The organism is Streptomyces sp. NPDC048671 (genome assembly GCF_055587045.1).
In genome coordinates this window covers 226,283-238,826 of sequence record NZ_JBVJHB010000013.1, presented here as the reverse complement: position 1 = coordinate 238,826, position 12,544 = coordinate 226,283, and the positions used below count along the sequence as shown (strand labels likewise).

The window sequence follows — 12,544 nt, the reverse complement described above, 5'->3', positions numbered from 1 at the left end:
GGACAAGTGGGCTCCGGTTCCTGTCCCACCTGTGGGAATGCCCCCCAGGAACGTCGGCGCCGTACCCAACTCTGCCCAAACGGGCAGTGTTCCCTCTCGAACACCGCCACCCGTCCATCCACCTCGCCGCGACCACCGGCAGCGACGCGAAAGCACGGGTGCAGACCCTCACCGGACTCCACATCGCCGGCACCTTCATCTGGTCCACCCGATGATCCAAACGAAACCGCCTAGCCTTACCTTCGATCAACCGGGCAGCCGGATGGCAGGAGATCACCATGTCAGCGATCGTGGTGATGCCTCGACCCAGCTCACTTGTATTGGCCATGTCACGACCACCGCCTGTCGCACCGGGTCGCGTCGATGGTCACCGCTCAACCGGGCCAGTGTCCACCGCTGGTCAGCCCAGCCATGGGCGAGGGGACCAAGCTCTGACTGCCGCTCCAAGACTGCCATTTGTTCTACCGAAAGCCTCGGACGCCCTGGTGATCCCTTCGACCGGACACCCTCTTCACCCCCCTCACGCCACTGGCGGCGCCAGCGTTCCGACCACTCGCTCACGCGCAGCGCGGCCGTGATCTCCCCGTTCTTCGCGCCGCTCTCGAAGCGACCGGCCGCCTCCAGCCGGATCCGCTCTATTGCAGCCCTCTTGCCATCAGTCAAACGGCCGCCCTGCGCGTATCTCCCACCACACAACTGCCGACCTCGCTCAGTCCCTGTCAGGCGAACGGCCCGACATCACCCAATCAAGTTCAGTAGCCGGTCTTCAGCTGGGTGAAGCGGAGGCGGTTGCCGAACGGGTCGCGGAAGCCGCAGTCGATTCCGTAGTCACGGTCGGTGGGCTCCTCGGTGAACTCGACGCCCTGGGCGAGCAGCGTCTCGTACGTCTTGCGGCAGTCGTCCGTGGTGAGGATGAGCCAGCCGCCCATCGCGCCCTTGGTCACCAGTTCGCGTACCTGCTCCGCCGTCTCCTCCGACATGGCGGGGGCGCCCGGCCGCTCCAGCAGGATCTGGCGCTCCGGGTGGCCGGGGACGCTGACGGCGAGCCAGCGCATGAAGCCCATGTCGACATCGGCGGCGACCTCCAGGCCGAGCTTGCCGACGTAGAAGTCGAGGGCCTGGTCCTGGTCGAGGACGTAGATCTGCGAGTGCGTGATTGCTGTGAACATGTGCTCAACGCTAGAGGGCGGGCCGCGGGAAAAGTTATCCAGAACTGCTCGGTTGCTCAGTCGCTCCATCGCTTCACGGCTCCGCCGCAGCGCCGCTCAGTCGCTCGGTCGCGTCCACGCCATCGTGAAGCACGTGGGAACGCCCGTGGGTACGGATTCCTTGCGGTACGTCCTCGGTGAGCGGCCGACGATGTCCCGGAACGTACGGCTGAAGGTGCCCGTGCTGCCGAAGCCGACCTCGAAGCAGATGTCCGTCACGCTGTGGTCGGTCTCCCGCAGCAGGAACATCGCGCGCTCCACCCGGCGGCGTTGCAGGTAGCGGTGGGGCGTCTCGCCGAACGTGGCACGGAAGGTGCGCGAGAAGTGCGCCGGGGAGACATGGGCGATCCGGGCCAGGGCGGCTACGTCCAGCGGCTGCGCGTACGCGCGGTCCATCGCGTCCCGGGCCCGGAGCATCCGGCGGTTCGACTCCTCTGCGGCGCGGCTCACACCGCCATCACACCACGCCCGCCCCCGCCACCGGCTCCGCCGGTCCCACACGTGCCGGCTCCGGCGCCGGGCTCTCCACAGCCCCCGGAGCCTTCCGGTCCCCCCGCACCAGCACGAGCACCACCACACCCGCGACGACTCCCACCGCACCGGCCACCACGGCCGCCGTGTTCAGCCCCGAGGCGAACGCCGCCCGAAGCGCGTGTTCCGGTACACCGGCCGCGCGCAGCCCCGGCGCGCCGCCGCCCGCGAGCGCGTGGGACCGCCCCTCGCTCAGCGTCTCCCCCATACGCGAGGTCAGCACCGTCCCGAACACGGCTACCCCGAAGGCGTATCCGAGCTGCCGGAACGTGTTGACCGCGCCGCCGGCCATGCCCGCCCGCTCCGGCGGTACGGAGGCGAGTGCGGCGCCCGCGATGGCCGGGGAGACCAGACCCGTGCCGATGCCCGCGACGATCAGCCCCGGCAGCAGCGCGGGCCACGAGGAGCCCGCGCTCAGCACCGCCTGGCCGAGCGTGCCGACGCCGATCAGTGCGAGCCCGACGCCGATGGTCAGCCCCGGCCTCACCCCGTGCAGCAGCCGCCCGCCGACGGCCGCCACCACGAAGGCCGTCGCGGCCAGCGGCAGCACCGCGAGACCGCCCTGGACCGGGCTGAGTCCGAGCACGGTCTGCAACCAGATCGAGGTGTACGGCAGGACGGCGAAGGCCGCCGCGTTGAACGCGAGCGCCCCGGCCATCACCCCGACGAAGCCGGGCTTACGGAACAACGACAGTTCCAGCAGAGGGTGTTCGACGCGCTGCTCGACGAGCACGAAGCAGAGCAGAGCGAGCGCGGCGACCCCGAACGTGGCGAGCGTGCTCGCGGACGTCCAGCCCTGGCTGCCCGCCCGGACAACGCCGTACGTCACCGCCCCCGCGAACACCGCGAAGGCCGCGGTCCCGGCCCAGTCGATCCGCCGGCCCCGCGCCCCGCGCGACTCGGGCACGGTCCGGGCCGTCAGCCAGATCGCGGCCACGCTGACCGGCAGGTTCACGAAGAAGATCCAGCGCCATCCCGGCCCCTCGGTCAGCAGCCCGCCGACCACCGGCCCGATCGCGGCGGCGGCACCGCTCACCGCGCCCCACAGCCCGAGCGCGGCGGACCGTTCCCTGCCCTGGTACACGGAGGCGAGCAGCGGCAGCGTGGTCGCGAACATCGCGGCCGCGCCCACCCCCTGGACCCCGCGTGCGGCCACCAGCGCCGTCGGCGAGGAGGCCAGCCCGCAGGCCAGCGAGGCGGCGGCGAAGAGCACGATGCCCGCGACATGGACCCGGCGCCGCCCGAACCGGTCGGCGGCGGCGCCGATCCCGAGCAGCAACGCGGCGAGCGCGAGCGCGTACCCGTCGATGACCCACTGGAGTTCGGAGAGCGACGCGCCCAGCGCCTGTGCCATGTCCGGCAGCGCCACGATCACGATCGTGACGTCGAGCAGCAGCATGAACGTTCCCAGACAGACCGCGGTGAGCGGCCCCCACTTACGCATGTCTTTCTCCCTGTACGGATTCGGCGTGGCCGGCGACCACTCCCGTACGATCGGATGAGCGCGACCGAAATCCCCAGCCAGGAATCGATGAGCGCCGGAATCCGACACAGAAGAGGCATTCAGCGATGGAATCCAACCCGCCGGGCGACGTCCTGGACCTCCGGATCCTGCACGCACTGGAGCTGGACGCCCGCGCCCCCTTCAGCAGGATCGCCACCGTGCTCGGCGTCTCCGACCAGACGGTGGCACGCCGGTTCCGCCGGTTGCAGACCGCGGGCGGACTCCGGGTCGTCGGGGTCCGCTGCGCGACCGCCGAGGACTCGCTCGACCACTGGCTGCTGCGCGTGCGGTGCGCGCCCGAGGGCGCGATGGCGATCGCCGAGGCCCTGGCCAAACGTCCCGACACCTCGTGGATCGGCCTCACCTCGGGCGGTACGGAGGTGACGTGCACGGCCAACGTACGCAACCAGGGCGATGCCGACGACCTGCTGCTCGGCAAGCTGCCGCGCACCCCGCACATCGTCGACATCCGCGCACACCAGCTGCTGCACCGCTTCTACGGCGGCCCTTCCGGCTGGCTCCACAAGAGCGGTGCGCTCTCGACCGAGGAGGCCGCCGCCATGGCCACCGCGCCCCTCCCGGACCACCCGGGCCCGGCAGTCATCACCGCCGAGGACGAGCCGCTGGTCGCCGCGTTGGAGGAGGACGGCCGGGCCACGTACCCCGAGCTCCAGAAGGCGACGGGCCGGTCCGAATCGGCGGTCAAACGCCGCCTGGTCCAGCTCGTCGCCTCGGGCGCGCTGTACGTCGACGTCGAGTTCGAATCCGACTACTTCGGCTTCCGCAACGCGAGCATGCTGTACATCACCGCCGCACCCCGCGCCCTCCACACGGTGGGCGAGGCACTTGCCACCGACCGCGAGGTCGCGTACGCGGTCGCCACCACGGGCACGTCCAACCTGCTGGCGGTCGTGATCACTCGTGACACCCGTCACCTGTACCGCTACCTGAGCGAGCGTCTGGGCCGGCTGGACGGCGTCGAGCACGTGGAGTCGATGCCGTTCCTGCGCCGCGTGAAGCAGCTGACGTACCGGCCGTTCCGGGGCTAGGGCCTCTCGTTTGGATCATGCTGGGCTCGCGGGGGCCGGCACCGCACCTCGCGGCGTTGTCGTCGGTCGCCAGGACTCCGCCCTGACTCCCTCCTCCGCCTTGCGATGCACGGCACCGGACCCCGCTCCCTGATCCAGCCTGATCCAAACGAAAGACCCTAGGCCGTGTCCGCGGATCCTCGGTACGGGAGGGCCCGGCGGTCGGTGTGATCCGTTCCGGGCCCCGCCCGGCGGCTCCGCTCAGCGCACGTCGACGAAGTCGACCGCGGAGGTGGCGGCGCCGGTGGTGGACCAGCCGCCGAAACTCCAGCGCCAGTATCCGTCGACGGATGCCTTGACGGTGGTCCTCAGTGTGCCCGTGGAGCTGGACTTCACCGTCTTGACCGTGGCGTAGGCGGAGCCGCCCTTCTTGCGGAACTGGAGCTTGACCGTCGCGGCGGCGACGCCGGTGTACCTGTGCTTCACCCAGTCCGCGCGCTTGAGGCTGCCCGTCACGGTGAGCGTTCCGCCCTTCTTCACCGGCTCCGGCGAGGCGTTGACCGTGGCCTTGGCCCACCGCCGGATCTGCACACCGCCGGGAGCGGTCGTGTACTGCTCCGTCCTGAGCTTCCCGTTGGTCTTCCAGAGCTTCGTCGCGACGCCGATCTTCCAGGTCGTCGCGTCGTTGTTCGAGTCCAGGCGGTAGCGCGGATCGATGTACAGCGCGCCTTCGCAGTCCGAGGTCCGGGCGGCCGTCTCGTAGCAGGTGTAGCCCGCCTGGAGGCTGCCGCTCCGCGCCCCCTTCGCGGCGGTGGTGCCGTGGTAGAGGTACGGATCCGCGTCCCACGCGCTGAAATCGGCCGTGCTGTACCCGGCGGGGAGGTGGACCCGGAAGGTGATCCGCGGTTCCTTCACGTCCGACGTTCCCACGACGACGGGCTTGCCGCCGTTCACGACGATCCCCGTCACCGTGATCCCGGTGCCAGCGGCCTGCGCCGTCGGAACCGTGAACGCCGAGAGGACGAGAGTCCCCGCGAGTACGGTCACGGCCCCGGTTCTGCTGCCTGTCTTCATTCGTACCTCGGTGGGCTTGCTGCCTGAAGGGCTGGGGAGCCGGTCGGCCGACCGGCGGAGCGGCAGGCTACCAGCGGGCCGGCCGGGCGATCCGGGCAGGGTGATCATGGAAATCCGCCAGGGCCCGGAAGTCCCGTCCGTCCCCCACGTGACCGACTCCACCCCCCACTCCGTTCGAACTCCCGTCGAACTCCCGCAACAATGACCCCGTGATCACTTCGCCGACACGGAGCACGAACCGACGCGCCGAGCACGCCGCGACGCCGTACGTCGACCTCTCCCGAGCGGAGTGGAGCGCGCTGCGCGACAAGACGCCGCTGCCGCTGACCGCCGAGGAGGTGGAACGGCTGCGCGGGCTCGGGGACGTCATCGACCTGGACGAGGTGCGGGACGTCTACCTGCCGCTCTCCCGGCTCCTCAACCTGTACGTGCAGGCCACCTCCGGGCTGCGGGGCGCGCTGAACACCTTCCTCGGGGACGCGGGCAACGGGCACGGCGCGCAGCGCGGCACCCCGTTCGTCATAGGGGTCGCGGGCAGCGTGGCGGTCGGCAAGTCGACCAGCGCCCGTATCCTCCAGGCGCTGCTGGCCCGCTGGCCGGAGCACCCCCGGGTGGAGCTGGTGACGACGGACGGGTTCCTGCTGCCGATGAAGGAGCTCCACGCGCGCGGGCTGATGTCGCGCAAGGGTTTCCCGGAGTCCTACGACCGGCGCGCCCTCACCCGTTTCGTCGCCGACATCAAGGCGGGCAAGGACGAGGTGACGGCCCCCGTCTACTCGCACCTGATCTACGACATCGTGCCCGGCGAGCGGCTCACCGTGCGGCGCCCCGACATCCTCATCGTCGAGGGGCTGAACGTGCTCCAGCCCGCGCTGCCCGGCAAGGACGGCCGGACCAGGGTCGGGCTCGCGGACTACTTCGACTTCAGTGTGTACGTGGACGCACGGGCCGAGGACATCGAGACCTGGTACCTCAACCGCTTCCGCAAGCTGCGCGCGACGGCGTTCCAGGACCCGTCGTCGTACTTCCGCAAGTACACCCAGGTCTCCGAGGCGGAGGCGATGGAGTACGCGGCGACGATGTGGCGGACCATCAACAAGCCCAATCTGGTGGAGAACGTCGCGCCGACCCGGGGCCGTGCCACCCTGGTGCTCCGCAAGGGCCCCGACCACAAGGTCCAGCGGCTGTCCCTGCGCAAGCTATGAGGCGCGGGAATCACCTGAGGAGCCCTTCGTGCTGCATCTGCGCCTGCTGGTCCCCGCCGAGCACACGGACGAGGTGACGGGCCTGCTGGAGCGGACCGTCGGCACCGCCCACCTCGTGGTGCTGCCGGGGGCCGCGCGTGACCCGGTCGGCGACATGGTGATGTGCGACGTGGCGCGCGAGGCGGGCGACGAGCTGATCGCGGAGCTGCGGCGGCTCGGGGTCGACACCTACGGGTCGATCACCGTCGAGAACATGGATCTGACGCTCTCCGCGCGCGCCGACCGGGCCGAGGAGGAGGCACCGGGCGAGGGCGCGGACGCGGTCCTGTGGGAGGAGCTGACGGAGGCGACCCACGAGGAGTCGACGTTCAGCGTCACCTACGTGTCGTTCCTCGCGGTCGCGACGATGCTCGCCGCCTGCGGTGTGATGCTCGACAACGCGATCCTGATCGTGGGCGCGATGGCGGTGGGCCCGGAGTTCGGCCCGCTGGCCGGGATCTCCACGGCGCTGGTGCAGCGCGCCCCGCGCCTGGTGTGGCGCTCGTTGTGGGCGCTGGTCGGCGGCTTCGCCCTCGCGATGGTGCTGACGGCCGGCTTCGCCTGGCTGATGGACGTCTTCGGGTTGTTCGACGCCGCGATGATCGAGGCGAAGCGGCCCAATACGGCGTTCGTCTGGCAGCCGGACTGGCTGTCGTTCGTGGTGGCGTTCCTGGCGGGCATCGCCGGGACGCTCTCCCTGACCTCGGCGAAGTCCGGGGCGCTGATCGGGGTCGCGATCTCGGTGACGACCGTGCCGGCCGCGGCCAATGCCGCGGTGGCGTTCAGTTACAGCGACTACCACCAGATGGCCGGCTCCGCGCAGCAGCTGGCGGCGAACCTCGGCGGCATCGTGCTCTCGGGGACGCTGACGCTGCTGGCGCAGAAGGCCCTGTGGCGGACGGCCCGGCGCCGCCAGCGGGCACACGCGGAGCCGCCCGTTCGCAGCACGCGGGCTTAGGGAGGCGGGCGCAGCCGCCCGCCCCCCCCTGACGCTTAACCCAGCGCGGACTTCACCACGTCGGCCAGCCGTCCGGCCACCGCGCGCGCCTGCTCGATGTCGGCCGCCTCGACCATGACCCGTACCAGCGGCTCCGTGCCCGACTGGCGCAGCAGCACGCGTCCGGTGGCGCCCAGCTCGCGCTCGGCCTCGGCCACGGCCGTGGCCAGCTCCGGGGAGGTGGCCACCCGGGACTTGTCGACGTCCGGCACGTTGATGAGCACCTGCGGCAGGCGCTCCATCACACCGGCCAGTTCGGCGAGCGTACGGCCGGTGGCGGCGACCCGTGCCGCCAGCATCAGGCCGGTCAGCGTGCCGTCGCCGGTCGTGGCGTGGTCCAGGACGATGACGTGGCCGGACTGCTCGCCGCCCAGGGCGTAGCCCTCGGCCTTCATCGACTCCAGTACGTAACGGTCACCGACAGCGGTCTGGACGAGCTGGATGCCCTCCCGCTCCATGGCGATCTTGAAGCCGAGGTTCGACATCACGGTGCCGACCACGGTGCCTTTGCGGAGCTGTCCGGCGTCGCGCATGGCGAGGGCGAGGACGGCCAGGATCTGGTCGCCGTCGATCTCCTCGCCGGCGCCGTCCACGGCCAGGCAGCGGTCGGCGTCGCCGTCGTGCGCGATGCCGAGGTCGGCGCCGTGCTCGACGACGGCGGCGCGGAGCAGCTCCAGGTGCGTGGAACCGCAGCCGTCGTTGATGTTCAGGCCGTCCGGGTCCGCGCCGATCGTGATGATCTCGGCCCCGGCGCGGGCGAACGCCTCGGGCGAGACGCGGGCGGCGGCGCCGTGCGCCTCGTCGAGTACGACCTTCAGTCCGTCGAGCCGGTTGGGCAGTACGCCGATGAGGTGAGCGACGTAGCGGTCGAAGCCCTCGGCGTAGTCGCTGATCCGGCCCACGCCGGCCCCGGTGGGACGGGCCCACGGCGCACCGGTGCGGTGCTGCTCGTAGACCGTCTCGATGCGGTCCTCCAGCTCGTCGGCGAGCTTGTGGCCGCCTCGGGCGAAGAACTTGACCCCGTTGTCCGGCATCGCGTTGTGGCTGGCGGAGAGCACCACGCCGATGTCGGCGCCCAGCGCGCCGGTGAGGTAGGCCACCGCCGGGGTCGGCAGTACGCCGACGCGCAGGACGTCGACGCCCGCGCTGGCGAGGCCCGCCACCACGGCGGCCTCCAGGAACTCTCCGGAGGCGCGGGGATCCCGGCCGACCACGGCCGTCGGCCGGTGGCCCTCGAAGGTGCCCACTTCGCCCAGTACGTGCGCCGCAGCGACCGAGAGGCCGAGCGCGAGCTCGGCCGTCAGGTCCGCATTGGCGACACCGCGCACGCCGTCCGTGCCGAAGAGTCGTCCCACTGGTGTCCTCCGAAGGTGCTCCGAAACGCAAAAAAACAGACCAGACAATCCACGGGCGTATGAACGTCTTATGCCGTTATATGCCCGAGGCTGCCAATAAACGAACGCCCCGGCAGCACGAGGTGTGCCGCCGGGGCGAACGAGTAACGCGGATGAGCAGGCGGTTTAGCGCTTGCTGTACTGCGGTGCCTTACGGGCCTTCTTGAGACCGGCCTTCTTGCGCTCGACCGCACGGTCGTCGCGGGAGAGGAAGCCGGCCTTCTTCAGCGTGGCGCGGTTGTTGTCCTCGTCCGCCTCGTTGAGCGAGCGGGCGACGCCGAGGCGCAGGGCACCGGCCTGACCCGACACGCCGCCACCCGAGATGCGGGCGATGACGTCGTAGCGGTTGTCGAGCTCGAGCACCTTGAAGGGCTCGTTGACTTCCTGCTGGTGCACCTTGTTGGGGAAGTAGTCCTCAAGGGTGCGACCGTTGATCTTCCACTTGCCGGTGCCCGGAACGATCCGGACGCGGGCGATGGCGTTCTTGCGACGGCCAAGGCCGGCCGCGGGCTGCGGGTCACCGAAGCGGCCCACGAGCGACTCCGAGGTGTACTCGCCCTCGACGGGCACCTCGGACTCGAAGGTGGTCACCTCGGCGAAGGTCTCTTCGCCCTCAGTGACCTCGGTGCCCTCGACGGGCGTCTCTGCAGTGGTCTCGGCCACGATTCTCCTCAGATCTTTCTGTACGTCTTAGGGGGAGGCCGAAACTACTGCGCGACCTGGGTGATCTCGAACGGGACCGGCTGCTGCGCAGCGTGCGGGTGCTGGTCACCCGCGTAGACCTTGAGCTTCGAGATCATCTGGCGACCCAGAGTGTTCTTGGGGATCATGCCCTTGATGGCCTTCTCGACAGCCTTCTCGGGGTTCTTCGCGAGGAGCTCGTCGTAGCGCACGGAGCGCAGGCCGCCCGGGAACCCGGAGTGGCGGTACGCCATCTTCTGGGTCTTCTTGTTGCCGGAGAGGTGAACCTTCTCGGCGTTGATGATGATGACGAAGTCGCCCATGTCCATGTGGGGGGCGTAAATCGCCTTGTGCTTGCCTCGGAGGAGGTTCGCAGCCGTGGTGGCCAGACGACCCAGGACGATGTCCTCGGCGTCAATGATGTGCCACTGGCGAGTGACATCGCCGGGCTTGGGGCTGTACGTACGCACTTCGTAGCCTTCGCTTCTTCAGTGGATGGGGTCCAGACACACGGCACCTCTGAAGCGATCATGCAGCTGGGGCCTCACAATGCCGGGAACGCTGCCCGTATGCGAGCCACTGGTAACTGCTCCAGAGAACCTACGTAAGGGCCCTTCGCGTGAGAACGACGAAGCCAATACGTATAACAATCCCCGACAGTACCCGCCGCGCCCCGGACGGGTCAAAACGCGTCACCCGCGACGGGTTCCCGGCCCCGGCCCGGGGTTCCGTCCTCAATCGCCGGACGGGCTTGCGCGTCTGCGGCAGCAGCTTCGCCGGTGTGCAGACGCGCGTGATGCAGGGGTGGGGACGTGCAGGGGAGTCCCCGCAGGAAATGGCGTACGACCCGGGTCCCTCTCGGACCCGGGTGAACACGCCATTTTCGAGGAGACGCCCCGGAGGGGCACCACCCCCCACCCACCCGGAAAGCGCCCCTGCGGGGCACCCGCACAAATCAAGCCCGTCGAGGGGGTCCCCCCATGCCCTTAAGGCTATGGGGGAGATTGAGGACAAAACCCCGCACCCCGCACCGGCGTCACCGCACTCGCGACACCCGCCGCTCGTCCCAGACCGGCTCCGCCGTCTCCCGGACGACCCCGTCGGAGCCGAAAACCAGATACCGGTCGAAGGACTTCGCGAACCACCGGTCGTGCGTGACGGCCATCACCGTCCCGTCGTACACCTCAAGACCGTCCTGGAGCGCCTCGGCCGACTCCAGGTCGAGGTTGTCGGTCGGCTCGTCGAGCAGCAGCGCCGTCGTGCCGGACAGCTCAAGGAGCAGGATCTGGAACCGGGCCTGCTGTCCGCCGGACAGCTTCTCGAACGGCTGGTCCCCCTGCCGCTCCAGCTCGTACCGCCGCAGCACGGACATCGCACCGCCCCGGTCCTTGGCCTGCTCCGTCCACAGGATCTCGACGAGCGTCTTGCCGAGCAGCTCCGGGTGGGCGTGGGTCTGCGCGAAGTGGCCGGCCACCACCCTCGCCCCGAGCTTCCACTCCCCCGTGTGCGCCACCGTCTCGCCGGCCAGCAGCCGCAGGAAGTGCGACTTGCCCGACCCGTTCGAGCCGAGGACGGCGACCCGTTCCCCGTAGAAGATCTCCAGGTCGAACGGCTTCATCAGGCCGGTCAGCTCCAGGTTCTTGCAGGTCACCGCCCGCATCCCGGTCCGGCCGCCGCGCAGCCGCATCCTGATGTCCTGCTCGCGCGGCGGCTCCGGCGGCGGGCCCGCGTCCTCGAACTTCTTGAAGCGGGTCTGCATCGCGTGGTAGCGGTTCGCCATGTCGGGGCTGTTCGCCGCCTGCTGCCGCATCCGCAGGACGAGCGCCTTCAGCCGGGCGTGCTCCTCCTCCCAGCGCCGCAGCAGCTCCTCGAAGCGCGCGAAGCGCTCCTTGCGGGCCTGGTGGTACGTGGCGAATCCGCCACCGTGCACCCATACGTCGCTGCCGGCCGCGCTGGGCTCCACGCTGACGATCTTCTCGGCGGCCCTGGACAGCAGCTCCCGGTCGTGGGACACGAAGAGGACCGTCTTACGGGTCTCCTTCAGCCGCTCCTCCAGCCACCGCTTTCCGGGGACGTCCAGATAGTTGTCCGGCTCGTCGAGCAGCAACACCTCGTCGGGCCCGCGCAGCAGCGCCTCCAGCACCAGCCGCTTCTGCTCACCGCCGGAGAGCGTGCGCACCTCGCGCCACTGCGCCTTCTCGTACGGGACGCCGAGCGCCGCCGTCGTGCACATGTCCCAGACCGTCTCGGCCTCGTACCCGCGCGCCTCGGCCCAGTCGCTCAGCGCCTGCGCGTACGCCATCTGCGCGGCCTCGTCATCGACGGTGAGGATCTTCTCCTCGGCCAGGTCGACGGCCCGCGCGGCCTCCCGGACACGGGGCTGGGCGACGGAAACCAGCAGGTCACGCACCGTGCGCTCGTCGCGCACCGAGCCGACGAACTGCTGCATCACCCCGAGCCCGCCGCTCACCGAGACCGAGCCGCCGTGCGGCTGGAGCTCCCCGGCGAGCAGCCGCAGCAGGGTGGTCTTCCCGGAGCCGTTCGCCCCGACGAGGGCGACCACCGCCCCGTCCGCCACACGGAACGAAGCATCGCCGAGCAGCACCCGCCCGTCCGGTAGGTAGTACTCCAGATGGCCTGCTTCAAGATGTCCCATGTACAGCATTGTCACGGCCCGCGAAGCTCTGGCCCAACCGGTTTGTGTTCCGTCCAGTGCCGTGACCGGCGATGTTTGTCCCGTAAGGAGCGTCGTCCAGTGCGTGCGATCGCAAGGCGGACAGAAGTCCTTGTAGCGGAGCTACCAGGGCTTTTGGCCAACGCCGCGAGCGTGCGTGCTGGACGACGCGACGGGGCAGACATCGCCGGGAGGGGCACTAGGATTCG

The 12,544-nt window shown here is 70.0% G+C and carries 12 protein-coding genes and 1 pseudogene; 4 read left to right on the top strand and 9 right to left on the bottom strand.

Going from position 1 to position 12,544, the window contains the following annotated elements; all coding sequences use genetic code 11:
• Positions 1-86: 86 nt before the first annotated feature.
• A complete protein-coding gene (locus ACZ6S6_RS26730) occupies positions 87-215 on the top strand; it encodes a hypothetical protein (RefSeq protein ID WP_469707124.1) in 129 nt (42 codons plus the stop codon).
• A 160-nt stretch (positions 216-375) separates the two neighbouring features.
• Here the strand turns inward: ACZ6S6_RS26730 and ACZ6S6_RS26725 are convergent.
• The 4 genes and pseudogenes from ACZ6S6_RS26725 to ACZ6S6_RS26710 form a co-directional block, all read right to left on the bottom strand.
• A pseudogene (locus ACZ6S6_RS26725) lies at positions 376-696 on the bottom strand (IS630 family transposase); the annotation flags it as partial.
• 56 nt (positions 697-752) lie between these two features.
• Entirely contained in the window at positions 753-1,169 is a 417-nt protein-coding gene (locus tag ACZ6S6_RS26720) for a VOC family protein (protein ID WP_469707123.1), read from the bottom strand.
• Positions 1,170-1,265: 96 nt separating this feature from the next.
• Complete coding sequence (locus tag ACZ6S6_RS26715; protein WP_362964916.1) at positions 1,266-1,658, bottom strand: AraC family transcriptional regulator; 393 nt, start codon at positions 1,656-1,658, stop codon at positions 1,266-1,268.
• Positions 1,659-1,665: 7 nt separating this feature from the next.
• Positions 1,666-3,183 carry an MFS transporter gene (locus ACZ6S6_RS26710; RefSeq protein WP_469707122.1) on the bottom strand — a complete coding sequence of 506 codons (1,518 nt, stop codon included), beginning with the start codon at positions 3,181-3,183 and terminating at the stop codon, positions 1,666-1,668.
• A gap of 125 nt (positions 3,184-3,308) precedes the next feature.
• Between ACZ6S6_RS26710 and ACZ6S6_RS26705 the strand changes: the two genes are divergently transcribed.
• Complete coding sequence (locus tag ACZ6S6_RS26705; protein ID WP_362964912.1) at positions 3,309-4,292, top strand: Lrp/AsnC family transcriptional regulator; 984 nt, start codon at positions 3,309-3,311, stop codon at positions 4,290-4,292.
• Positions 4,293-4,532: 240 nt separating this feature from the next.
• Here ACZ6S6_RS26705 and ACZ6S6_RS26700 read toward each other — a convergent pair whose 3' ends face one another.
• Entirely contained in the window at positions 4,533-5,318 is a 786-nt protein-coding gene (locus ACZ6S6_RS26700; protein ID WP_469707121.1) for a hypothetical protein, read from the bottom strand.
• A 236-nt stretch (positions 5,319-5,554) separates the two neighbouring features.
• On the opposite strand from ACZ6S6_RS26700, the gene coaA reads away from it, so the two are divergent.
• Both coaA and ACZ6S6_RS26690 read left to right on the top strand, forming a co-directional pair.
• Entirely contained in the window at positions 5,555-6,550 is a 996-nt protein-coding gene (gene coaA, locus ACZ6S6_RS26695; protein WP_362964908.1) for a type I pantothenate kinase, read from the top strand.
• A 28-nt stretch (positions 6,551-6,578) separates the two neighbouring features.
• A complete protein-coding gene (locus ACZ6S6_RS26690; protein ID WP_469707120.1) occupies positions 6,579-7,547 on the top strand; it encodes a DUF389 domain-containing protein in 969 nt (322 codons plus the stop codon).
• Between the two features lie 35 nt (positions 7,548-7,582).
• Here the strand turns inward: ACZ6S6_RS26690 and glmM are convergent, their stop codons facing one another.
• From glmM to ACZ6S6_RS26670, 4 genes are all read right to left on the bottom strand, one after another.
• A complete protein-coding gene (glmM, locus tag ACZ6S6_RS26685; protein WP_469707119.1) occupies positions 7,583-8,941 on the bottom strand; it encodes a phosphoglucosamine mutase in 1,359 nt (452 codons plus the stop codon).
• Positions 8,942-9,106: 165 nt separating this feature from the next.
• Positions 9,107-9,643 (bottom strand): 30S ribosomal protein S9, encoded by a 537-nt coding sequence (rpsI, locus tag ACZ6S6_RS26680; RefSeq protein ID WP_123461078.1) that lies wholly within the window; start codon positions 9,641-9,643, stop codon positions 9,107-9,109.
• Between the two features lie 44 nt (positions 9,644-9,687).
• Entirely contained in the window at positions 9,688-10,131 is a 444-nt protein-coding gene (gene rplM / locus ACZ6S6_RS26675; RefSeq protein ID WP_024490227.1) for a 50S ribosomal protein L13, read from the bottom strand.
• 566 nt (positions 10,132-10,697) lie between these two features.
• Entirely contained in the window at positions 10,698-12,317 is a 1,620-nt protein-coding gene (locus ACZ6S6_RS26670; protein WP_469707118.1) for an ABC-F family ATP-binding cassette domain-containing protein, read from the bottom strand.
• Positions 12,318-12,544: the final 227 nt, after the last annotated feature.

Coding starts and splice junctions, on each gene's coding strand:
- ACZ6S6_RS26720 (WP_469707123.1), bottom strand. CDS start 1,169: ATGTTCACAGCAATCACGCACTCGCAGATCTACGTCCTCGACCAGGAC.
- ACZ6S6_RS26710 (WP_469707122.1), bottom strand. CDS start 3,183: ATGCGTAAGTGGGGGCCGCTCACCGCGGTCTGTCTGGGAACGTTCATG.
- ACZ6S6_RS26705 (WP_362964912.1), top strand. CDS start 3,309: ATGGAATCCAACCCGCCGGGCGACGTCCTGGACCTCCGGATCCTGCAC.
- ACZ6S6_RS26670 (WP_469707118.1), bottom strand. CDS start 12,317: ATGGGACATCTTGAAGCAGGCCATCTGGAGTACTACCTACCGGACGGG.